This is a genomic window from Actinomadura sp. RB99 (assembly GCF_014706005.1).
Classification (GTDB): domain Bacteria; phylum Actinomycetota; class Actinomycetes; order Streptosporangiales; family Streptosporangiaceae; genus Spirillospora.
The window spans coordinates 142,371-163,935 of sequence record NZ_JABMCA010000008.1; the positions used below are offsets into that span (position 1 = coordinate 142,371).

A 21,565-nucleotide genomic window follows, 5' to 3' on the forward strand; every position below is an offset into this window, starting at 1 on the left:
AACGCGGTTCACCGGCGCGGGAGGCCGAGGGTGGCGAGCAGGTCCTCGTGGAGCTGGAACCACACGGTGTGGTACGAGGTGGTGCTGTCCGTCAGATGCTCCAGAGCACCGGACCGGGCCCGGTCGAGCGCGGCGGTGAGCCGCACCCGGTACCGCCCGAACCGGGGCAGCGCCGCGGACAGGTCAGCGGCGACGGCTCCGGCGCGTCCGTCCAGGTCGGCGAAGCGCTTCAGGACGCGGGCGTCGTACACCGGGTCGGAGTGGTCGTTCGGCGCCATCGCGCCGTCGACGGTGCGCAGCTGCCATGCGGAGCAGAGTTCCAGCAGCTCCGGGTTCAGCACCATGAACCTCCGGTAGGCCGCCGTCAGCGCGTCCCGGGTACCGGCGGCGTCGAGCTCGCGGACGGTCCGCCGGGCGTCCTCGGCGCGGCCGGCCTCGGTGAGGCCCCAGGCGCCGCACTCCCCGGGCGACCGCGTCACCCAGCCGGCCACGGCGAGGTCGATCAGGTGGGACTCCGCGTCCGCTTCGGGGAGCCCGGCCGCGTCGGCCACGCGGGGCAGCGCGGCGTGGCCGATGCACCGGAGCGCGTGCAGCACGATCGACCCGGTCATCGCCCGTTCGCCCCGCTCGGCCGCTCGGCCGGGGCGGAGGCGGTCGCCGCGGCGTAAGCGGCGCCCCTGCCCTCGGCCCGAGCGACGACCTTCCCGTCCCGTACGCGCACCGCGACCTCGGTGTCCTCGGCCGTGCCGGCGCCGACGGCGGCCGCGAGCAACGCCCGCTCATCGAGGACGAGGCGCATCGGCGGACCGGCCGCCGGGCCGAACGCCCGACGCAGGCACACGGCGAGGTCGGCGATCCGCAGCCGGACGAGCGCCCCGATCTCGGCGGGGTCGTCCGTCACCAGCGCCACGGTGACCGCCTCACCCCGATGGGGCGCGCGAACCCCCTCCTCCGCCGCACGGAGACGGCCCGTCCCGAGGACCACGACGATCCCGTCCTCACCGAAGCCGGCGGGACGGTCCGTGATCGCATCCGTCAGCTCCCCGGGCGGCGTCCATGTGTCGTCGCACAGGCGCGGCGCGGCGACGTACGGCAGATGGGGCGGGTCCCAGGCGTCGTCCGCTTCGAGATCGGCGAGACTCCGGCAGGCGCGGGCCACCTCGAACGGGTCGCCGAAACCGGGCGCCGTTTCCGCGAGATGGCCCGCCCCGTGCAGCAGGGTCATGATCAGCTCCGCCGCCCGCACGCGCCGTCCCGTCCCCGGCCCCGCGCACGATTCCAAGGCGAGTGCCAGCAGCAGGGCTTCCAAGCTCGCGAGCTGGGCCATCGCCGTGCGGCCCGGCTCATCGGCGAACACCCCGGTCAGCGAACGCGACTTCAGCTTGCTGGCGTCCGGCGCGTCTCCGGCCAGCGGCAGCCGCTCAAGCCAGACGCGGGCGAAGGCCTCCGCCCCGTCCGCCGCGCCGGCGGCCTCGAACGCGCCGGCGGCGGCGGGCTCGTCCCGCTGTACGGAGTCGAGCAGCACCGCCAGGTACAAGGACCGCTTGCTCGGGAAGTTCGAGTACACGGCGCCGCGCGTCAGTTCGGCGCGGGCGGCGATGCGGTCGACCTTGGCATCGGCGAAGCCGTGCTCGGTGAACTCCTCCACCGCCGCCGCGAGCACCGCGGCTCGCGTCCGAGCCTGCTGCTGCGCCCGGGTCAGCCGGACCATCGGCCCTCCTCGCGTTCCTCGACGGCGCTCAGGATACTCCGAACATCCGGATGATAAGAACATCTGGATGCGCCTCAAGGGTCTCGGGGACCCGTGCGCCGCGCTAGCGCCGGATGACCGAGCGGATCCAGGCGCGTTGCTGCGAGACCTCCCCGGCCTCGGCGATCCTCTGTCGGTCGGAGCCGTCGAAGACACCGAGAAGGGTCTCGCCGCCGCGCGGCGCGACGCTCATGATCGGGCCGCCGGAGTCGCCGCCGGCGGGAATCCCGGACACCTTCACCATGCAGAAGTCCGAGCCGCCCGGTGCCGTGTAGCCCTCGCACCGGCGATCGTCCGGCCGCACGACCCGGAGCACCGACTGCTTGAGGATGGGGGACTGGCAGGCGTTCTCATCCGTGGTGCAGGTGGCGCCCCACCCGTACTGCCGCACGATCCGGCCGGGGCGGACGCGGGCCGTGGCCAAACGCGCCGTCCGGACCTTCATCGGCGACACCTTGATGAGCATCATGTCGGCGCGCGCACTTCCCGCACGCCGGCCGCGCAACGGACGGACCGTGGCGCCCTTTCGCATGTCGAGGCCGCCGGCTCGGAACGAGATCCGTCTGTCGGCGATCGGCCGCCCCTGCTCGAAGAAGCAGTGCGAGGCGCTGATGATCCACTGGCGCGAAGGCCCGCCGCGTTTCCGCGAAGGGCGCGGCCGTGGCCGCCTGGGCGCGGGTCTTGCGGCGGGGCCTTGCACCGTCGCGTACGTGCATTTCAGTCATTCGGCGTATTCAGGCTTACCGCCGATCGCGGCGGATTCTTTCGGTCCTGCGTGCGTTACGCGGCCGAATGGGGGAATTCACGATTTTGCGGTTTGACCAAAGGTTGGCGATCGCCGGTTTTTGTGGCATTGGCCTTCGGGGAACCCTGCTGGATGCCGCCCTCCGCATGGGGCGCCGTCGATCGCCATGCGGTCCGTCACCCGCGATAGGAGAGGCGTCCATGGACTCACCGCCGGCGCCGGCGGATGCGCCTGGTGGGCCGTCACGCCCGCCGGCGGACCGGGCCAAGGAGGGAGTCCTGGCGATCCTGCGGGGGGTGGCCCAGGTCGACCTCCAGCCCGGCCACTGGACCGGGCTCATCTTTCTCGTCGCCCTTTTCGTCGGTGGCTGGCAGTTCGGTGCCTTCGGGCTGCTCGGCTGCCTCACAGCCACGCTCACCGCGTGGTCGTTCGGGGTTCCTTGGAAGCGGGTCTCGGCGGGTCTCGAGGGGTTCTCCGGGACGCTGGTCGGAGTCGGCCTGGTGCTCTACCTCGGGGCGAGCTGGGTGACGCTCCTCGTGGTGATCGGCGCCGCGATCGGGGCGAGCATGGTCAATTCGGCATTGAACGTCCTGCTGAAGCCGTACGGCCTGCCCGCGCTGACCGCGCCGTTCTGCGTGGTGACGCTGCTGATGCTGATCGCGGCGCCGTCCTTTCACCGGGTGTGGGCCAGCCATCCGGGCAATGTCGCGCCGTCGGTCGCCCATCCGGGCACGGCGGTGTCGTGGACGGACGTCTGGCACGGCTTCTTCAACGGGTTCGGGCAGGTGTTCTTCCAGGACAAGTGGTACGTGGGGCTGATCTTCCTGGTGGGGCTGGCGGTGTCGAGCCGGACGGTCGCGGCGGTGGCGTGCGCGGCGAGCCTGATCGGGCTCCTGATGGGCTGGTGGCTCGGGGCGCAGGCGGCGGACCTCGGCGCGGGCCTGTACGGCTACAACTCGGTGCTGGCGGGGATAGCGCTGGCCGGGACGTTCGTCGTGCTGGGCCCGGTCTCTCTCGTTTACGCGGCGGTCGGGGCGGCGACCGCCGCGGTGACGACCCCCGCCATCACCAACACGTTCAGCATCATCGGCGGCCACGCCCTGACCTGGCCTTTCGTGCTGGTCACCTGGGTGTTCCTGGGCGCCGTCCCGACCCTGTCCACACTCCGGCGGACCACATGACCGGGTCGGGAGGCCGCGCCGTGCTGGCGGTCGGCGGGCACGAGAGCCTTCCCGCACATGGCCCGCCCGGCGGCGGCTCCCCGCCCGGCGCCCACGGGATCTACGACCCCGGACGGGGACTCAGGTCCGCGCTGGGGGACCGCCCGCGCGCCGTGGTGGTGCCGATGACGCTCGGCCGCGACCCCGGCCTCGGGCGGGCGGCCGCGCAGACACTGGCCTGGGCGGGGCGCGACCAGCCGGGCGACCTGCTGCTCGCCCCGCCGCTCGGCACGACCACGCACCTGATCGGGTGGATCCGGGCGGCGGTCCTGAAAGCGATCCGCGAGGAAGGGTCTCGCGGTGCGGTGCTGCTGGTGGCGCGGGCGGCGGACCCGGAGGCCGACGCGGAGCTGTTCAAGGTCGCGCGGCTGGTCGGGCGGTATCTGCCCGTCCGCTGGGTAGAGGTCGCCTTGACGGACGGTGATCCGGACGTGGCCGAGGGTGTCGAGCGCTGCCGCCGGCTGGGCGCCGGTGAGGTCGTGCTGGTGCCGGCTTCGCTCGTCCCGCCCCCGCGCTGTCCCGCGGCGGACCGCGTCGCCGGGCCGCTGCTGGGCGCGGCGGCGATCGCGGCGCTGGTCCGCGACCGCGCGGCCGAGGCGGAGCGCCGGTGGCGCCGGGACCGCGACGACGGCCTCGCCGCGGCCGCCCACCACGGCCACGGCCATGGGCACGGGCACGGTGAGGAAGGCGGGCCGCACCGTCACGGCGCATTTCCTGAATTCACGAGGACGACACCGGGGGAGGGGACCGCGCATGGCTAAGGGCGGTTACATGTTCGGGGACGGGGAGATCGAGCTCAACGCCGGTCAGCGCCGGGAGACGCTGACCGTGCACAACACCGGCGACCGGGCCGTCCAGATCGGCTCGCATTTCCATTTCTTCGAGGTCAACCGGGCGATGAGCTTCGATCGCGACAAGAGCTTCGGAATGCGGCTCGACATTCCGGCGGGTACGGCGGTGCGGTTCGAGGCCGGTGACACCAAGGAGGTGCGGCTCGTCGAGTACGGCGGCGGGCTGCGCATCGTCGGGTTCGGCGGCCTGCTGGACGGGAGCGTCCGCTCCTCGGCCGCGCGCAGGGAGGCGCGCGTCCGGCTGCACGCGCGGGGATACGCCGACACCGGGGCGCACGGTGCGTCGACCGGCGAGCACTGAGGCGCTGGAGCCGCTGCTGGCGCAGTTGCAGCTGACCGACTCGGGATTCCCCAGCGGCCTGTACACCCTGTCGCACGGCGTGGAAGGCCATTTCCAGCTCTGCGCCGTCGGCGCGGACGACCTGTACGACCTGGTGCGCGACCTGGTGCGGGCGGCCGGGACCGCCGACGCGGCGGCGCTGGTGCTCGCGCACCGGGCGGTGACCGCCGATGACTGGGACGCGCTGGTGGAGACCGATCGCCGGCTCTACGCGATCAAGCTCAACCGGGAGCAGCGGACGGCCTCCGTCCGCACCGGACGGCAGGTGCTGGACACGGCCGCACCCGCGTTCGACTCGGCCACGGCGGCCCGGCTCGCGCGCTTGGTCGTCGAAGGGACGGCGCCGGGCAACCACGCGGTCGTCGTGGGCACCGTGCTCGCGGGGCTCGGCGTTCCGGTCCGCGACGCCGTGGCCGGTGACCTGTACGCGTTCGCGGCGGGCTGCACGGCGGCGGCGGTGCGGCTGGGCCGGATCGACTTCCGGCGGGCGCAGGCGCTGCTGCGCGAGGTCCGGCCGGAGCTGGTCGCGGCGGCGGACGCGGCGCTGGCCGTCCGGGACCCGCGGGACCTGCACGCCTCGGTCCCGGCCGCGGACGCCGCGGCCGCCGAGCACGAACGGGCCGAAGCGCGCCTGTTCGTCACCTGACCCGATCGACGTCCGGAGGGACGACATGGAACTGGAAGAGGTGTACAAGGTCGGCGTCGGCGGGCCGGTGGGGTCGGGGAAGACCGCCCTCATCGAGGCGCTGGTGCCGCTCCTGGTCGCCCGGGGCCACCGCCCCGGCGTGATCACCAACGACATCTACACGCAGGAGGACGCCGAGCACGTCCGCCGGACGCTCGCCGGGACGCTGGACGCCGAGCGGGTCGTCGGCGTGGAGACCGGGTCCTGCCCGCACACCGCCGTCCGCGACGACCCGACGATGAACCTGGCCGCGGCGGCCGAGCTGCTCGACCGCTTCCCCGACATCGACGTGCTGCTGTTCGAGAGCGGCGGGGACAACCTGACCCTCACCTTCAGCCCGGCCCTGGCCGACGTCTACGTGTTCGTCCTGGACACCGCCGAAGGGGAGAAGATGCCGCGCAAGCGCGGCCCGGGGACCACCGACTCCGACCTCCTGGTCATCAACAAGATCGACATCGCGCGGTACGTGCGCACGGACCTGTCGGTCATGGAGCGCGACGCGCGCGCGGTGCGCGGCGACGGCCCGGTCATCCTGACCGACTGCCTCACCGGGACCGGCGTCCCCGAGGTCGCGGACTTCGTCCTCGGACGCCGGGAGGCGATGTGCTCACCGGCGGGATGATCCCCGGGGGACCGGCGGCGGGGCCGGCCGGCCCGGTCCGGCCCGACCGGACGACCCCGGCGCACTGCGCTCCGGAGCGGGTGCCGCCGGAGGTGGCCAGGTACGCCGCGACGCCCGACACCCTGCCGGTCGGCGCGGCGGGCAAGGTCGGCGTGCTGGAGCTCGGGTTCGCGCTCGCGGGCGGGCGGACCGAGCTGACCCGCCGGTTCCAGAAGGCGCCGCTGCACATCACGCGTCCGCTGTTCCTGGACGCCGCGCTGCCCGACATGCCGTACGTCATGTTCCTTTCGTCCGGGGGCGGGGTTCTGCAGGGCGACCGGTACCGCATCGGGCTGGAGTGCGGGCCGGGGACGTCGGCGCATTTCACCACTCAGACCGCCACGCGTCTGTACCGGATGGAACACGACTACGCCACCCAGGTCGTCGAGCTGGACGCCGGGCCCGACAGCTACGTCGAGTACCTGCCCGCGACCACGATCCCGTTCGGCGGTTCGCGGTTCTACCAGCAGATGAACGTCACCGTCGGCACCCGCGCGACCGTCGTCCTGGGCGAGAAGCTGATGGCGGGACGGCTCGCGCGCGGGGAACGGCACGCCTACTCCGCCTACTGCACGGACCTGGAGGTCCGGGACGGCCGAGGTCGGCTGCTGTTCGCCGATCCCCTCAGGCTCGTGCCCGGCGAGCGCGTGGTGACCGGTCCCGCTGTGATGGCCGATTTCGGGGTGATGGCCACCCTGTACGTCGTCACCGAGATGGCACGGGCGAGCGAGGTCGCCGACGCCATGCACGCCGCGATCGCCGGCACGGGGCTGCGCGGTGGCGCGAGCGTGCTGCCGGGCGGCTGCGGGGCGTGGGCCCGGATGCTCGGTGACCGGTCTCCGGAGGTCGAAGCGGCCTTCGCCCGCACATGGGGGGCGGTGCGCGGACTGCTGCTCGACGTCCCCGCTCCGGAACACCCCACGGGCCGCTGACCGTGGCGCGCCGCCCATGCGCCCGCCGCCGCCCCCGGCGGCGATGACGGGGCCGCGGAACGGCGGGCCGCACCGGAGAGCCTTGATCATTGAGGAGTCATGGAGCGCTCTTGGCTTTCCGGTGCGGGATAACGGAGATCAGGATATCGGGTCTCCCTTTCGCATCGGCTCGCGGGACGTATCGGCCGAGACTTATGCCCCTGCGTCGTCGGCGCCGCCGCTCCGGTCTTCCTGCCCGTTTCGTCGAAAGGATCGCGGATGAATCTCACGCCACGCGAGATGGACCGCCTGGTCATCTTCACCGTCGCGCAGATGGCCATCAAGCGGCGCGACCGCGGGGTGAAGCTGAACTACAGCGAGGCGGTGGCGCTGATCACCCACGAGGTCGTCGAAGCCGCCCGCGACGGCAGGTCAGTCGCCGACTGCATGGAGCTGGGCAAGCAGGTGCTGGGTCCCGACAAGGTGATGCCCGGAGTCCGGGAGATGCTGCCGCTACTGCAGGTCGAGGCCGTCTTCGACGACGGCACCAAGCTGATCTCCTGCCACGACCCCATCGGAGCGGAATAGCCCCGCGGATCCCCGGCCGTCCGCCGCGATCGTGCCGTGCCGCGGCGCGCGCAAGAGCAAAAGGCGCGGGAAAGCGAATCATCCAGGAAAGGTGAGTCTCGAATGACCTCCATGAGTCGGCAGAAGTACGCGTCGATGTACGGCCCGACGGTGGGGGACCGATTCCACCTCGGCGACACCAACCTCGTCGTCGAGGTCGAGAAAGACCACAACGAGGGGCATTACGGCGACGAGACCCAGTACGGCGGCGGGAAGACCGTCCGCGACGGCATGTCGAGCGACCCCGCGTCCACCGGCACGGTGGCGCTGGACCTGGTGATCACCAACGCGGTGGTGATGGACCCGGTGATCGGCATCGTCAAGGGCGACATCGGCATCAAGGACGGCCGGATCGTCGGGATCGGCAAGTCCGGCAACCCGCACACCCAGAACGGCGTGGACCGGCGCCTCATCATCAGCGCCGACACCGAGGTGATCTCCGGGGAGAACCTCGTGGCCACGCCCGGCGCGATCGACACCCACGTGCACTTCATCGCGCCCGAGCAGGCGGCCCACGCGCTGAGCAACGGGATCACCACCCTGGTCGGCGGCGGCACCGGCCCCGCGGACGGCACCCGCGGCACCACCTGCACCCCCGGCGCCTGGAACCTGTCGCGCATCCTCCAGGCCTACGAGGACATCCCCGTCAACGTCGGGGTCTACGGCAAGGGCAACAGCAGCCTGCCCGCGCCGCTGGAGGAGCAGATCCGCGCCGGCGCGGCCGGGCTGAAGGTCCATGAGGACTGGGGGACCACCCCCGCCGTCATCGACACGTCCCTGTCCGTCGCCGACGCCTACGACGTCCAGATCGCGATCCACACCGACACCCTCAACGAGGCGGGCTTCGTCGAGGACACCATCAACACGATCAACGGCCGCTCGATCCACACCTACCACTCCGAGGGCGCGGGCGGCGGGCACGCCCCCGACATCCTGCGGGTGACCGGCGAACCGAACATCCTGCCCGCCTCGACCAACCCGACGCTGCCCTACACCACCAACTCCGTCGACGAGCTCCTCGACATGACGATGGTCTGCCACCACCTCAGCTACGACGTGCCCGAGGACGTGGCGTTCGCCGACAGCCGGGTGCGCGGCGAGACGATCTCCGCCGAGACGGTGCTGCACGACCTCGGCATCATCAGCATCATCGGGTCGGACTCGCAGGCGATGGGCCGGGTCGGCGAATCGGTCACCCGCGCCTTCCAGATCGCCCACCACAACAAGGACAAACGGGGCGCCCTCCCGGAGGACTCGTCCCGCAACGACAACTTCCGGGTCCTGCGCTACCTGGCCAAGCTCACCATCAACCCCGCCCGCGCCAGCGGCATGGCCGACGAGATCGGCTCGCTGGAGGACGGCAAGCTCGCCGACGTGGTGCTGTGGCAGCCCCACTCCTTCGGCGCCAAGCCCTTCATGGTGGTCAAGGGCGGCATGGTCAACTGGTTCCAGATGGGCGACCCGAACGCGTCCCTGCCGACGCCGCAGCCCGTCTACTACCGGCCCACCTTCGGCACCCACTCCGCCGCGCTGTCCGGTACCTGCGTGACCTTCATGTCCCAGGCCGGCATCGAGGCGGGCGTTCCCGAGAGGCTCGGCCTGCGGCGGCTCGTCCGGCCGATCCGCCAGTGCCGGACGGTCGACAAGCGCCACATGGTCCGCAACTCGACGGTCGCCGACATCACGGTCGACCCGGAGACCTACAAGGTCTCGGTGAACGGCGAGCCCGCCCACATCGAACCCGCGCACGAACTCCCCCTCAACCGCCTGTTCTTCCTCACCTGACCGGGCCGCGGAACTCGAAGCCCTCACCCAGCAGGCCACCGGCGACGCCGAGGGGCCTGACTCCCCGACTGCGCTTGACTTCAAGTGCACTTGAAGCCGCAGGATCCCGCGCATGGACCAGAAGCAGACGACAGGCCGCACCAGCGCCGAGACCGACGCGCTCATCGCCCTGCTCGACATCGGTGACTCCATCCCGGGCGCGAGCGAACTGCGCGCGCGTTCCTACGAGTTGCTCGGCGTCGCGCCGGACGCGGCGGTGGTCGACGTGGGATGCGGTTCCGGCCGCGCGGTCGCCGAGATGGCCGAGCGGGGCGCGCGGGCCGTCGGCGTCGACCTCGACGAGAGGATGGTCGCCGTGGCCGGCGAGCGCTGGCCCGCCGCGGAGTTCCGCGTGGCCAGCGCCTACGAGCTGCCCTTCGCCGACGGCGAGCTGCACGGCTACCGCGCCGAGAAGGTGTACCACGTCCTGGACGACCCCGCCCGCGCGATCGGCGAGGCGCGGCGGGTCCTCGCCCCCGGCGGGCGCCTCGTGCTGATCGGGCAGGACTGGGACACCTTCGTCATCGACGCCGACGACGAGGCGCTCACCCGCACCATCGTGCACGCTCGCGCCGACCGGGTCCGCACGCCCCGCGTCGTCCGCCGCAGCCGCAACCTCCTCCTCGACGCGGGCTTCACCGACGCCGCCGTCGAGGTCCACACGAAGGTCTTCACCGACGCGGCGATGGTGCCCGCCCTGGCCGACCTCGCCGAAGGGGCGCGCTCGGCCGGGGCGATCAGCGACGCGCAGGCCGAGACCTGGGTCGCCGAGCAGCGCGAGCGCGGCCGCCGCGGCCGCCTGTTCTTCGCCCTCCCCCTCTTCGTCACCAGCGCCACCCGCCGCTGACCCGAGCTCGTCAGCGGGCGGTGGCTTTGCCGTTCTTCACGGTCAGTGCGGCTTGGACGCCTTCCGTGCCGCACTGCGGGCCGCTGTGAAGGGTGGCCTTCGGAGTGACGACGAGTTCCTGGTCGACGAGTGCGCGGTGGTGGCGGTCGCGCAGGGTGAGCGTTACGTGGACGGGTGATTTCGGCAGATCCGCGATGTCGGCGAATCCGTGGCGGCCGCCGTCGGGCGAGGCGGACGCGCCGCAGACGGCGTCGGGACCGGTGCCGTGGCATCCCAGCGGGACGCTCGTCGAGGAGGGTTGCAGCACGAGCCGCTTCGTGACGCAGGTCCCGTTCCAGCACACGCGCATCGACGCGGACGCGACGCGTGAGGCGTCCGGAGCGGCGATGTCCACGCCGATGCCCGTCGGCGAGAAGACCAGCGGGCATGGGCGCGGGGGGTTCTCGGAGCCGCAGGCGGCGAGGGCGAGCAGTGCGGCGCCCAGCGCCGCGGCTCGGAAGGGCGCCGCCTTCGCGGGGGCGTGCTGGAATCGGCTGACCATCCGCCATGATCAGCACATGACGCGCCCCGGCGGCAGCGGAACGCGGAGAACGACGACGCTGGGGAACTTCTCGGCCGGCAGGGAGGCGTAGGAGTGCTTGCGCTGCCGGCGCAGCTCCGCGCTCTCGGGGTCGTCCAGGCGCCCCCACGGGGGGCGCTGGTAACCGGCCAGCTCGGGGGACAGGCCGGCCTCCAGGAAGCGGGCGATGACGCCCGCCACCTGGCGCCGCCACTGGGCCGTCCCGCCGCGAGGCCGGGACGGTGCCGGGGCCGGGACGGCGCGGGGCGCGGGGCCGATGTTTGCCGGGTGCGCCGGCGGGGAGCGCAGCACAAGAGGCCGATGCGGACGATCAGGAGGGGGCGCGGGATGGCCTGCTTGGTGCGAGGAGCGCTGCGGGGCGCCGCCGCAGGCGCGGCGGGCACGACCGCGCTGAACGGCGTCACCTATCTGGACATGGCCCTGCGCGGGCGCCCGGGAAGCGACACGCCCGAGGAGACGGTGCGCGCGCTCTCGGACAAGACCGGCATCCCGGTGCCCGGCGAGGGCGACGAGCAGGACAACCGCGTCTCCGGCCTGGGCCCGCTGACCGGACTGGCGGCGGGTGTCGGCACCGGGGCGCTGCTCGGGATGATCACCGCCGCCGGGTGGCGGCCGGGCCGGGCCGTCACCGCAGCGCTGGCCACCGCCGGAGCCATGTTCGGCAGCAACGGCCCGATGACCGCGCTGGGCATCACCGATCCGCGCGCCTGGCCGGTGTCGTCCTGGATCAGCGACCTGGTGCCGCACGCCGCCTACGGCGCGGTCACCGCCGCGGTCCTGTACGGCCTCGACCACTGACGCGCACCGGAGCGGGGGACGCCGCTCAGGCCGGAACCGGGAGGGCCCCCGCCATGCGACCGACCGCGATCAGTGAGCAGGAGCCGGGCCTGACGGTCGGCGTGGAGGAGGAGTTCCTGCTCGCCGATCCGGCGACCGGGGAGACGACGCCGGGCGCCGAGGCCGTTCTCGCGCGCACACGGAACCTTCCCACGCCCTCCGGCGCGCAGTTCTACCTCGAACTCCTCGGCACGCAGGTGGAGGCGGCGTCCGCCGTGTGCACGGATCTGCCGACGCTCGGGCGGCGGCTCGCGGCGGCCCGCGGCGAGCTCGCCGCGTCCGCGCGGCAGGAGGGCGCGCTGCTGGTCTCCTCGGGGACGGCGCCCCTGCCCTGCCCCGTGCCGGCGACCTCCGAGGGGGAGCGGTTCTCCCGGATCCGCGACCTGTACGCGGGCGTCGTGCGCGACTACGAGGTGTCCGGCTGCCACGTGCACGTCGGCGTCCCCGACCGGGACACCGCGGTCGCCGTCGTCAACCACCTGCGCCCCTGGCTCCCGACCCTGCTGGCGGTGTCGGCGAACTCGCCGCACGCCGCGGGCGCCGACACCGGCTACGCGAGCTGGCGGATGCTCCAGCAGGCCCGGTTCCCGGGGGCCGGGCTGCCGCCCTGGTTCCCGTCCGCCGAGGACCACGACCGGGAGACGGCCCGGCTCGCCGAATGCGGGGTGGTCGTGGACCCCGCCATGTCGTTCTGGCTGGCGCGGCCCTCCCCGCGTCTGCCGACGGTCGAGGTCCGCGCGGCCGACGCCGTGCCGACCGCCGAGGAGGCCGTGCTGCAGGCCGCCCTCACCCGCGGGCTGGTGCGGACCGCGCTGGCGGAGCTGGCGGCGGGACGGACCGCGTCCCGCGCGCCGCGCGAGCAGGTCGGGGCCGCCGCCGTCTGGGCGGCGGCCCGCTACGGGCTGGCGGGCGACGGCGTCCATCCGGTCGAGGAGCGGCGTGTCCCGGCCGCACGGCTGGCCGCCGCGCTCCTCGACCACGTGGCGCCCGCCCTGGAGGAGACCGGCGACCTCGACCGGACGCGTGCGCTGCTCGGCCGCGTCCTGCGCGCGGGGACGGGCGCGGTGCACCAGCGCCGGGCGGCGGCCGGCGGCATGCGCGCGGTGGTCGAGGCGCTCGCCCGCCGGACGTCCCCGCACCCCACCTCCGCAAACGGTGACGAAGCGGACGTCGACGGCCGAATGGACGGGATAGGAGCGGGTACCGCAGGCCCATCGTCCGAGACGGCCCGGTGATCGGCCGGGACATTACGAGGAGGGTCATGACGACCGTTGCGACGAGCCCATCCGAGACCGGCGCGCGGCCGCCGCTGCCCGCGGCGCGCGGCGCGCTGTCGGAGGCGGTGCTGGCCGCGCTCTCCCGCCCGGAGCCCGCGGACCCGGCACCGATGCTGGACGCCGCCCGCGCAGCGATCCGGCGGGACGCCCCCGATCCGTTCGGCGAGGACCTGCACCTGGCCCTGTACGTCTGCTACGAGCTGCACTACCGCGGTTTCGACGGGGTCGACGACGGCTGGGAATGGGCGCCCGCGCTGCTCGCCCTCCGCGGCGAGCTGGAGCGCCGCTTCCTGGAGGCCCTCCGCGCGGAGACCGGCACCGGCGACGACGTGGAGGGCGTCCTCGCCGAGGTGCTCGCCGAACCGGCCGGCGCGTACGGCGTCTCCCACCACCTGCGGGACGAGGGGGAGTGGTGGCAGGTGCGCGAACACGCCGTGCACCGCTCCGCCTACCACCTCAAGGAGGCCGACCCCCACGCCTGGCTGATCCCCCGGCTGCGGGGCCGGGCCAAGGCCGCGCTGGTCGCGGTGGAGTTCGACGAGTTCGGCGGCGGCCGCGGCGAGGACATGCACTCCCGGCTGTTCGCCGACCTCATGGAGGACCTCGGCCTCGACCCGTCCTACGGCCGCTACCTGGACCTGGTCCCGGCGCGGATGCTCGCGATCGTCAACATGATGTCGCTGTTCGGCCTGCACCGCTCGCTGCGCGGCGCGATGGCCGGGCACTTCGCCGCCGCCGAGATCACCACGGCGCCCGCCGCGCGCCGGATGGCCGCCGCGCTGGAGCGTCTCGGCGCGGGCCCGCGCTGCGTGCGCTTCCACACCGAGCACATCGAGGCCGACGCCGTGCACGAGCAGGTGCTCCGGCACGACGTCCTCGGCGATCTGCTGGCCGAGGAGCCCGGCCTCGCCGGAGACGTGGTGTTCGGCGTCCGCGCCACCGAGTTCCTGGAGGGCCGGTTCGGCGAGCATCTGCTGGCGTCGTGGCGTGCGGGCCGCACCTCGCTCCTGCAAGCGCTCCCGGCCGGATCCTTCTAGACCGGCTCCCTTCGCTGCTCAACGGCTCCGTCCGGCCAGAACGGCCGGACGGAGCCGGGACGGGCTAGCTCGACGCGGTGGGCTTGCGGCGGGGCTTGCGGCGGTGGCTGGTGTCGCAGAACGGGTAGCGGCGGCTCCGCCGGCACGCGCACAGCGCGACCATGAACCGGTCGGACGACACGGTCGTGCCGTCCGGCAGCTCGATCTCGAGGGGGCCCTCCACCAGCACGGGCCCGTCCGGGTCCAGCCGGACCCGGCGGGGGGCGGGGCGGTCAGTTCCGGTCGGCACGGACCACCACCAGTTCCTCGGAGCGGCCGCCGGGCCGGGCGAGCCCCGCGGCCTCCAGTTCGGCGGCCCGGGCCCGCAGCACCGGGCCGTACGGCTGGGTGCGCCGTGCGGCGACCGACGCCGTCATCCCCTGGGCCCGCAGCGCGTCCAGCGTCGCCTGGACACCGGAGACGGCCGACTGGACTATCAGCAGCGTGCCGCCGCGGCGGAGCTGGCGGGGCGCCCGCTCGCAGATCCGGTCGAGCAGCGCCCGGCCGTCCGGGCCCCCGTTCCACCAGCGGGCCGCGCGTCCCGGCGCGGCGGCCCCGCTCGGCACGTACGGGGGATTCGTCACGATCATGTCGAACGCCTGGCCCGCCACCGGTCCGAACAGGTCGCCCTGCAGCACCCTGATCGGCAGCCGGTTCAACCGGGCGTTGGCCCGGGCGGCCAGCACGGCCCGTGTGGACACGTCCACCGCCGTCACCCGGCCCGCCCCTGCCCGGGCGGCGGCGAGCGCGAGCGCACCGGTCCCGGTGCACACGTCGAGGACGCGGGCCCCCTTCAACAGCGGAGCCTTCCGTAGAACCTCGACCAGTAGGAAGGTATCGCCTTGGGGAGCGTAGACCCCCGGCGGCCTCATGAGCCTCATCCCTCCCGGCTACCCCCTACCGGGTCGCCAAACATGGGGGGCTGCGGGAGCGGGTGAGGCGTCTGTTACGACCGGGGCGTGTCGCGCAGGCGCTCGACGGGGTGCGGGCCGTCGGTGACGACGCGGTACTCGTCGCCGAACTTGTCGCGGTGCTCGTCGATGACGCGCTCCTGCGGCGGGCGCTCGGCGTTGATCTTGTCCTGCATCCGCTCGAACCGCTCGTGCGTCTCCTGGACGTAGCCGGTGCCGAGGGTGGTGCAGTCGATCTGCGTCCCGAGCAGGTGCCGGACGAGCTGCTTGTTGGGTTCGAAGGTGACCGGTTCGGGCAGCGCGGGCGCCAGGACGCTCTCGGGGTCGCGGCCGTCGTGGCGGCGCATCAGGTCGCAGGCGATCCGCAGGTGCTCCAGCTCCATGTTCAGGTGCAGCTCCCAGATGCCCTTGACGCGCGGGTCGGTCTCGGTCTGCATGAACGAGTGGTACAGGTAGCACTCGTTGTACTCGTGGTTGACCAGCCGCTCCCACCAGGACTCGCCCGGGTCGACCAGCGACTCGTAGTGGGTGACGTGCTCCTCCTCCACCAGCCCGATCTCCTGGTAGAGCTGGCGGGCGATCGGCTCCATGTACATGGGGCCGACGTTCATGTAGAAGTTCATCGTCTGCTGCTCGGCCGACATGATCGTCAGGGCGTGCAGCTTGGACAGCGGCGCGGCGGCGGCCCTGTCGTAGGGCTCGCGGACGTTGTCCATCGGGTCGCGGTGCTGCAGGTATCCCGGCCGCCCCGGCATGACCTCGGTCAGTTGGTCGACGATCTTCTCGGCCTTGCGGTGCTCGATGATCTCGTACAGGTTGGCGTACCGGTACAGGTGGTCGAAGTCCTCCAGCAGGCCGAACTCGTACGCCTGCTTGAGGTAGGGGTCGGGCTCCATCCGGGCGACCCAGCCGGTCAGGTCGACCGCGACCTGCTCGTAGCTGATGGTGGTCTCCAGGATCGACGCCTGGCCGGGCAGCAGCCAGTTGACGACCTTCTGCTGCTGCGCCTCGATGTAGCGGACGCGGGCGAGCTGCTGCTTGACGTCCAGGTTCGGGCAGACGCGGGCGAAGTGGTGGCTGAACATGATCGCCTCCACCTCGATGCCGTTCATCGTGATGATGCGGCACTTGGTGTAGGGATCGGACTCGTCGGGGTCGATGGGGGCGACGTCCAGCTGCGCCCAGTTGCGCAACTGGTCCTCCAGCGGGATACCGCGGTGTTCGAGCGGGTTGAAGGCCACCGAGGTCCACCCTTCGTGTGAGAGCCGATCAGGACGATGCTTGCTGCGCCTACCCGGGCGGGGCCGTTCTGCACGCGCGCCGCGATCCGATTGCACGATCTTTGCCGGCGGGCCGGCGGCGCGGTCCGGTCCCGCCGCGCTTAACCCCGCCGACCCCGGGTACGGACGCCGCGTCGCTCACCGCGGGCCTCCGACCTGCGGTGCAACGTCCAGACGCACATCCACATGAGGGACGAGTCCATGCAGACCACACCGACCGACGCGCAGACCACCGAGGACGTCATCGACCTGCTGCGCGCCCAGCACGCCCGGATCCGCGACCTGTTCGACGAGGTGCTGCACTCCGACGGGCAGGAGCGCAAGGAGTCCTTCCGGCAACTGGTGCGGCTGCTCGCGATCCACGAGACCGCCGAGGAGGAGATCATCCACCCGGTCGCGCGCCGGCTGCCGGGCGGCGGCGGCATCGTCGACGACCGGCTGGCCGAGGAGCGCGAGGCCAAGGAGCTGCTGGCGGAGCTGGACGGCATGGACATCGAGGACCCGCGGTTCCTCAAGTCCCTCGACAGGCTCCGCATGGACGTGCTCACCCACGCCCGCGCCGAGGAGCGCTACGAGTTCGACCGGATCCGCGACCAGTTCAGCCCCACCCAGCTCAGGGGCTTCGCCGCCGCCGTCCGCGCGGCCCAGGCCACCGCGCCGACCCGCCCGCACCCCGGCGTGGAGTCGGCGACCAAGAACATGCTGGCCGGCCCCATGGCCGCGGTCGTCGACCGCGTCCGCGACATGATCCGCAACGCCCGCGACAACGGCTGACCGCGCGCGAGCCGTCCGCCGGCAGAGGAGGACCGATGCCTGACGTGTTCGAGGTGCTGGGCCGCGACCACACCGAGGTCAAGCGGATGCTGGACGACCTGGAGGCCGGGCCCACCGCGGCGACCGGCGCGAACGAGGCCGCGCTGGCCCGGCGCCGCACCCTGCTGCAGAAGCTCATCACCGCGGAGTCCATGCACGAGGCGGTCGAGGAGGAGTACTTCTGGCCCACCGTCCGCGACCACGTCCCGGAGGGGGACGCGCTCGCCGACCACGCGATCGCGCAGGAGCAGGCCGCCAAACAGGAACTCGACGACCTCATCGCCGCGCATCCGCTGCAGGACCGCTTCGAGGGGCTGCTGTCGGACTTCATCGCCGGTGCCCGCGAGCACATCGCGTTCGAGGAGGAGCGGGTGTGGCCGCGCCTGCGCGGGGTCATCACCGCCGAGCAGGCGAACGAGCTCGGCGGCAGGCTCCGGTCGGCGAAGAGGTTCGCGCCGACGCGCCCCCACTCCAACACCCCTCCCAAGCCGGGCCTTCTGAAGGCGACCGGCCCGGTGGTCGGCGTCGCCGACCGGATGCTCGACCGGATGACCGGCCGCGACCGGGGTTGACCCGGCGCCGGGGCCGCGGTGGCGCCGGCGCCGGAGACGGTGAGCGACGCCCCGGATCCCATCGCTCACCGCTCTCGTCGCGGATCAGGCGTCCGGCGGCGTTCGCCCGCCGGTCACCCGCGATCGGAGAAGGTCCGCCACGTCGGCGAGGCCCGTCTCTATCCGGCCGTACACGCGGGGGTTGAGCAGCGTGACGCCGTCGAAGTCCCCCGAGGACGCGAAGACCGCCACCGGTACGGTCAGCGCCTGGAAGAAGGCGAAGAGCGGCCGCATGGCGTGCTCCAGGACGAGCGCGTGGTGGTCGCCTCCGCCGGTCGCCGCCAGCAGGACCGGCTTGTTGGCGAGCGCGTACTGGTCGACGAGATCGAAGAAGTGCTTGAACATGCCGGGATAGGAGCCCCGGTACACCGGCGCCGCCGCGATCAGGAGGTCGGCCCGTTCGGCGAGCCCGAGCGCGGCCTCCACCTCCGGCGCGACGTCGTCGCGCTCGATCGCCCCGGTGAAGCCCGGCCCCAGGCGGTACACGTCGACCTGGGACGTCTCGATGGGGAGCATCCCCTTCAGCGTGTCGAGGACGGCGGCGACGAGGCCCATGGTCTTCGACCGTTCGTTCGGGCTGCCGTTGACGACCACGACTCGCAGCGCCGCGCCCGCGGCGCCTGCGGCGTTCGCGTCCGGGTCCGTGCCGAGCAGGGCGGTCATGCGGCCTCACCCTTCCCACCGCGCTCCGGCCGGCCGGAGGGGCCGGCGGCCTTCCTCTCGCGGGCGGCGACCTCGCGGCGCACGACGGGCGCCACGTCCGCGCCGAGCCGCTCGATCGCTTCGAGGTGCTCCTTCTGCGGCATCCCGCCGAAGCCCATCTGGATGACGGCCCGGTTCAGGCCGTACAGCTCGTGGTAGGCGAGCAGCTTGTCGACGACCTCCTGCGGGCTGCCGACCAGCAGCCCGGCGCCGGGCGCCGCCTGCGCGTCGAACGCGGCCCGGGGGAGCAGGAGTCCCCGGCCCCGCTGGTGGTTGTTCTCCATCATGCCCTTCGCGAAGTACGGGTACATCGCGTCCCTCGCCTGCCGGCTGGTGCGTCCCACGTAGCCGTGGACGTTGATGCTGATCGGAAGCGCGCGGGCGTCGTGCCCCGCCTCCTCGGCGGCCGCGCGGTAGAGCTCGACCGTCCGCTCGTGGTGGGTCAGCGGGCCCAGCAGCAGGGCCAGCGCCATCGGCAGGCCGAGCCTGCCGGTGCTGATCGCGGACGCCGGCGACCCGCCGACGCCCACCCAGATCGGAAGGGTGCCGCCGTCGGCGCGGGGCGCGATGTCGGCGTCGACCAGCGGGGCGCGGAAGCGCCCCTGCCAGGTGAGCGGGTTCCGCTCCCGGATCCGGAGCAGCAGGTCGAGCTTCTCGCGGAAGAGGTCCCCGTAGTCCCGCAGGTCGTAGCCGAACAGCGGGAAGGACTCGGTGTAGGAGCCGCGGCCCGCGATGATCTCGGCCCGGCCGTGCGACAGCAGGTCGATCGTCGCGAACTGCTCCCAGACCCGGACCGGGTCCTCCGAACCGAGCACGGTGACCGCGCTCGTCAGCCGGATGCGCTCGGTCGCCTCCGCCGCGGCCGCCAGCAGGATCGCCGGCGCCGACCCGACGAAGTCGGAGCGGTGGTGCTCCCCGACGCCGAACACGTCGAGGCCCGCCTCGTCGGCGACCTTCGCCTGCTCGATCGTCTCGCGCACGCGCCGCCGGGGCGACGGCGCCCGCCCCGTGGCGGGGTCCTCCGTGACCTCGCCGAAGGTCATGATCCCGATCTCGAACGTCATCGCCGTCCCCTCTCCACCGGCGGGCCCGTCCCGCCACGCCCCGGATAAGTTATCTGCACAGGCAAATATTCCGGGACGCGGAGCCGCCGCCGCGCGGGACGGAGGGACGGCCTCGGCGCACCGGGCGTCCGCGGGACGCCCGGGCCGGTCAGCGGGGACTACCGCGGTTCGGCGGCGAGCCGCTTCCAGACGCGGGCGAGGTGGCGGAGGTCGTCCTCGTCGAGCCGGTCGAAGAAGAGCCTGCGGAGGTCGCCGTACTGCTGCCGCCAGGCCTCGCGGAGCAGGGCGCGGCCCTCGTCCGTCAGGGTCACCTCGAAACCGCGGCCGTCGGCGGCGGAGCGGCGCCGCTCGATGAGGCCGCGCCGCTCCAGGCGGTCGGCGAGGCGGGTGAACCCGCCGGAGGACATCAGCCGGCGCTCGGCCAGCTCGGACATCCGCATGCCCTGCGGGCCGGCCTCGCCGACCAGGGCGAGCACGCTGTACTCGGACATGCTGACGTTCAGGGGTGCGAGCCCCTCCTGGATCGAACGCCAGATCCGGTCGTGGGTGATCAGGAAGCCCCGCCAGGCCTCGTCCTCCAGAGGGCGCAGCCTCTCAGTCGCCATGGCGGCACTGTACCGGCGTGCGGAAACGCGGCGGGGCCGGCCTCCGGCCACGTCGCGCGGAGGACGTGGCCGGAGGGTCCGGTCAGTAGTCGGGGTTGTTGGTCGTCGGGATCTGGATGCTGATCGGGTAGTTCGCGCCGGACAGCACGAGCAGGACGCCCTGCCGGATGATCTCGTCGAACACCCAGTAGAACTCCCGCAGCTCCTTCGGCGCCTTGGTGATGTCGAGGACGCCCTCGCGGACGGCGACGAACGGCGGCCAGAGGTTCTCGAACACCGGGTCCCACACCGGCTCCCGCGGGATCTTCAGCCAGCCGGCGATCTCGTCGCCGAGCACGTAGCGGGTGAGCGCGCCGAGGATGTGCTTGGTGAGGATGCCGCCGTCGATGAACGCGGCGAGGTTCAGCAGCATGTCGGCGAGCTTGATGCCCTCGTCGGTGGGCGCGAGGATCGGGTCGAGGACCTGGGCGGCCTGGGAGTTCGCCTCGTCCCACGACTTCGGGATGTACTCGTCCCTGATGCCGAGCATGTGCGCGGCGAGCTGCCAGGAGTGCAGGAAGGCCGCGGACTCGTCGTCGGGGACCGCCACCTTCCACTTGGCGAACTGCTTCATGACCGTCGTCGGCAGGCTGTGCCAGGTGACCATCATGTCCGCCTGGCTGATCGGGATCTTCTCGTCGGCGACCTTGGTCCAGTACGCGGACTTGGGCAGCAGGTTGCGCACGCCCGCGTGGGCCAGCCGCGTCTTGACGCAGGTCACGATCATCTCGCCGTCGGGCTGGAAGGCCTTCTCGGTGCCGATGTCGTAGCCGAGCTTGGCGGTCTTGGTGATGCGGTCGCGCATGTCCGCGCCGCCCTTGGAGTAATAGACCGCGCGCGCCTCGTGGGGGATGGCCGTGCTCATCATCCCGCTGGCGAACCCGTAGGTGACGCCGAGGTAGAGGCCGCGCTTCTGGTTGAACTCGAACGCCTTCGCGAGCTTGCCCTGGTCGGTCCACGAGGGCAGCTGCCGGGCACGCTCCAGGAAGTCGCGCAGATCCGCGGGCAGCCCGCTCGGCAGCGCCTGGCCGTTCTTCGTCCAGGTCTTGAGCAGGTCGTTGACCTTGGGCACGTCGCCGCGTTCGAGCAGCGAGGCCACCAGGTGGTCGGCCTCCTCGTCCCACACCCACTTCGGGTCGGCGCCCTCGCCGCGGCCGACCACCGAGCCCTTGGGCGACCACGTCCACAGTGAGTTCGCTCGCGCGGGCGTCGCGACGGTCAGCGCGCCGAGCGCGCCGAGCGTTCCGCCGGCCATCAGCACGCTGCGCCTGCTGGGTTTCTCCATGCCTTCGCTCCTCCTCGGGGGCCA

General features: G+C 72.8%; 25 protein-coding genes and 1 pseudogene. 14 read left to right on the forward strand and 12 right to left on the reverse strand.

The window, feature by feature from the left end; translation table 11 throughout:
* Window positions 1-8: 8 nt before the first annotated feature.
* From amrb99_RS10470 to amrb99_RS10480, 3 genes are all read right to left on the reverse strand, one after another.
* Window positions 9-611, reverse strand: a complete 603-nt coding sequence (locus tag amrb99_RS10470; RefSeq protein WP_190855323.1) for a transcriptional regulator — start codon at window positions 609-611, stop codon at window positions 9-11.
* Window positions 608-1,711 carry a helix-turn-helix domain-containing protein gene (locus tag amrb99_RS10475; RefSeq protein ID WP_190855327.1) on the reverse strand — a complete coding sequence of 368 codons (1,104 nt, stop codon included), beginning with the start codon at window positions 1,709-1,711 and terminating at the stop codon, window positions 608-610. Before amrb99_RS10475 ends, amrb99_RS10470 begins: the two co-directional genes overlap by 4 nt.
* A gap of 103 nt (window positions 1,712-1,814) precedes the next feature.
* Window positions 1,815-2,450, reverse strand: a complete 636-nt coding sequence (locus amrb99_RS10480) for a trypsin-like serine protease (RefSeq protein WP_206699897.1) — start codon at window positions 2,448-2,450, stop codon at window positions 1,815-1,817.
* Window positions 2,451-2,779: 329 nt separating this feature from the next.
* Here amrb99_RS10480 and amrb99_RS10485 point away from each other — a divergent pair, with 329 nt between their 5' ends.
* The 9 genes and pseudogenes from amrb99_RS10485 (at window position 2,780) to amrb99_RS10525 (ending at window position 10,461) form a co-directional block, all read left to right on the forward strand.
* Entirely contained in the window at window positions 2,780-3,676 is an 897-nt protein-coding gene (locus amrb99_RS10485; RefSeq protein WP_347256628.1) for an urea transporter, read from the forward strand.
* Window positions 3,673-4,476 carry a cobalamin biosynthesis protein CbiX gene (locus amrb99_RS10490; RefSeq protein WP_190855331.1) on the forward strand — a complete coding sequence of 268 codons (804 nt, stop codon included), beginning with the start codon at window positions 3,673-3,675 and terminating at the stop codon, window positions 4,474-4,476. The genes amrb99_RS10485 and amrb99_RS10490 overlap by 4 nt, the downstream gene beginning before the upstream one ends.
* A pseudogene (ureB, locus tag amrb99_RS10495) lies at window positions 4,469-4,771 on the forward strand (urease subunit beta); the annotation flags it as partial. The gene amrb99_RS10490 and the pseudogene ureB, both read left to right, overlap by 8 nt.
* A 73-nt stretch (window positions 4,772-4,844) precedes the next feature.
* The gene (locus amrb99_RS10500; RefSeq protein WP_347256620.1) at window positions 4,845-5,552 is read left to right on the forward strand and encodes an urease accessory UreF family protein; all 708 of its coding nucleotides are present in this window, start codon (window positions 4,845-4,847) and stop codon (window positions 5,550-5,552) included.
* A 25-nt stretch (window positions 5,553-5,577) separates the two neighbouring features.
* Complete coding sequence (ureG, locus tag amrb99_RS10505; protein WP_190855335.1) at window positions 5,578-6,213, forward strand: urease accessory protein UreG; 636 nt, start codon at window positions 5,578-5,580, stop codon at window positions 6,211-6,213.
* Complete coding sequence (locus amrb99_RS10510; protein ID WP_347256621.1) at window positions 6,195-7,184, forward strand: urease accessory protein UreD; 990 nt, start codon at window positions 6,195-6,197, stop codon at window positions 7,182-7,184. Before ureG ends, amrb99_RS10510 begins: the two co-directional genes overlap by 19 nt.
* Window positions 7,185-7,442: 258 nt before the next feature.
* Complete coding sequence (locus amrb99_RS10515; RefSeq protein WP_190855337.1) at window positions 7,443-7,751, forward strand: urease subunit gamma; 309 nt, start codon at window positions 7,443-7,445, stop codon at window positions 7,749-7,751.
* A gap of 102 nt (window positions 7,752-7,853) precedes the next feature.
* Entirely contained in the window at window positions 7,854-9,575 is a 1,722-nt protein-coding gene (ureC, locus tag amrb99_RS10520) for an urease subunit alpha (protein ID WP_190855339.1), read from the forward strand.
* Window positions 9,576-9,687: 112 nt separating this feature from the next.
* On the forward strand, window positions 9,688-10,461 hold the full coding sequence (locus amrb99_RS10525) for a methyltransferase domain-containing protein (RefSeq protein ID WP_190855342.1): 774 nt from the start codon (window positions 9,688-9,690) through the stop codon (window positions 10,459-10,461).
* A 10-nt stretch (window positions 10,462-10,471) separates the two neighbouring features.
* Here the strand turns inward: amrb99_RS10525 and amrb99_RS10530 are convergent, their stop codons facing one another.
* Complete coding sequence (locus amrb99_RS10530; RefSeq protein WP_190855344.1) at window positions 10,472-11,002, reverse strand: hypothetical protein; 531 nt, start codon at window positions 11,000-11,002, stop codon at window positions 10,472-10,474.
* A 9-nt stretch (window positions 11,003-11,011) separates the two neighbouring features.
* Entirely contained in the window at window positions 11,012-11,221 is a 210-nt protein-coding gene (locus tag amrb99_RS10535; RefSeq protein ID WP_190855347.1) for a hypothetical protein, read from the reverse strand.
* A gap of 147 nt (window positions 11,222-11,368) precedes the next feature.
* Between amrb99_RS10535 and amrb99_RS10540 the strand changes: the two genes are divergently transcribed.
* The 3 genes from amrb99_RS10540 to amrb99_RS10550 are packed head-to-tail and all read left to right on the forward strand — an operon-like array spanning window position 11,369 to window position 14,192.
* Window positions 11,369-11,839 carry a hypothetical protein gene (locus amrb99_RS10540; RefSeq protein ID WP_206699898.1) on the forward strand — a complete coding sequence of 157 codons (471 nt, stop codon included), beginning with the start codon at window positions 11,369-11,371 and terminating at the stop codon, window positions 11,837-11,839.
* Between the two features lie 53 nt (window positions 11,840-11,892).
* Entirely contained in the window at window positions 11,893-13,113 is a 1,221-nt protein-coding gene (locus tag amrb99_RS10545; RefSeq protein WP_190855353.1) for a glutamate--cysteine ligase, read from the forward strand.
* Window positions 13,114-13,139: 26 nt separating this feature from the next.
* The gene (locus amrb99_RS10550) at window positions 13,140-14,192 is read left to right on the forward strand and encodes an iron-containing redox enzyme family protein (RefSeq protein ID WP_190855355.1); all 1,053 of its coding nucleotides are present in this window, start codon (window positions 13,140-13,142) and stop codon (window positions 14,190-14,192) included.
* Window positions 14,193-14,256: 64 nt separating this feature from the next.
* Here the strand turns inward: amrb99_RS10550 and amrb99_RS10555 are convergent, their stop codons facing one another.
* The 3 genes from amrb99_RS10555 to amrb99_RS10565 form a co-directional block, all read right to left on the reverse strand.
* Window positions 14,257-14,481, reverse strand: coding sequence for a CDGSH iron-sulfur domain-containing protein (locus tag amrb99_RS10555; protein WP_190855357.1), 225 nt, complete (start codon window positions 14,479-14,481; stop codon window positions 14,257-14,259).
* On the reverse strand, window positions 14,465-15,112 hold the full coding sequence (locus amrb99_RS10560) for a HemK2/MTQ2 family protein methyltransferase (protein WP_190855360.1): 648 nt from the start codon (window positions 15,110-15,112) through the stop codon (window positions 14,465-14,467). Before amrb99_RS10560 ends, amrb99_RS10555 begins: the two co-directional genes overlap by 17 nt.
* 65 nt (window positions 15,113-15,177) lie before the next feature.
* Window positions 15,178-16,383, reverse strand: coding sequence for a hypothetical protein (locus amrb99_RS10565; protein ID WP_190855363.1), 1,206 nt, complete (start codon window positions 16,381-16,383; stop codon window positions 15,178-15,180).
* Window positions 16,384-16,623: 240 nt separating this feature from the next.
* On the opposite strand from amrb99_RS10565, the gene amrb99_RS10570 reads away from it, so the two are divergent.
* Window positions 16,624-17,196 carry a hemerythrin domain-containing protein gene (locus amrb99_RS10570; RefSeq protein WP_190855365.1) on the forward strand — a complete coding sequence of 191 codons (573 nt, stop codon included), beginning with the start codon at window positions 16,624-16,626 and terminating at the stop codon, window positions 17,194-17,196.
* Window positions 17,197-17,231: 35 nt separating this feature from the next.
* On the forward strand, window positions 17,232-17,807 hold the full coding sequence (locus amrb99_RS10575) for a hemerythrin domain-containing protein (RefSeq protein WP_190855367.1): 576 nt from the start codon (window positions 17,232-17,234) through the stop codon (window positions 17,805-17,807).
* An 84-nt stretch (window positions 17,808-17,891) separates the two neighbouring features.
* On the opposite strand, the gene amrb99_RS10580 is transcribed toward amrb99_RS10575, so the two are convergent.
* The 4 genes from amrb99_RS10580 to amrb99_RS10595 all read right to left on the reverse strand — a co-directional run bounded on the left by amrb99_RS10580 (window position 17,892) and on the right by amrb99_RS10595 (window position 21,541).
* A complete protein-coding gene (locus tag amrb99_RS10580; protein ID WP_190855369.1) occupies window positions 17,892-18,509 on the reverse strand; it encodes an NAD(P)H-dependent oxidoreductase in 618 nt (205 codons plus the stop codon).
* Complete coding sequence (locus amrb99_RS10585; protein ID WP_190855371.1) at window positions 18,506-19,612, reverse strand: LLM class flavin-dependent oxidoreductase; 1,107 nt, start codon at window positions 19,610-19,612, stop codon at window positions 18,506-18,508. The genes amrb99_RS10580 and amrb99_RS10585 overlap by 4 nt, the downstream gene beginning before the upstream one ends.
* A gap of 158 nt (window positions 19,613-19,770) precedes the next feature.
* Window positions 19,771-20,217 (reverse strand): MarR family transcriptional regulator, encoded by a 447-nt coding sequence (locus tag amrb99_RS10590; RefSeq protein ID WP_190855374.1) that lies wholly within the window; start codon window positions 20,215-20,217, stop codon window positions 19,771-19,773.
* 82 nt (window positions 20,218-20,299) lie between these two features.
* Window positions 20,300-21,541 (reverse strand): oxygenase MpaB family protein, encoded by a 1,242-nt coding sequence (locus amrb99_RS10595; protein ID WP_190855376.1) that lies wholly within the window; start codon window positions 21,539-21,541, stop codon window positions 20,300-20,302.
* Window positions 21,542-21,565 lie beyond the last annotated feature (24 nt).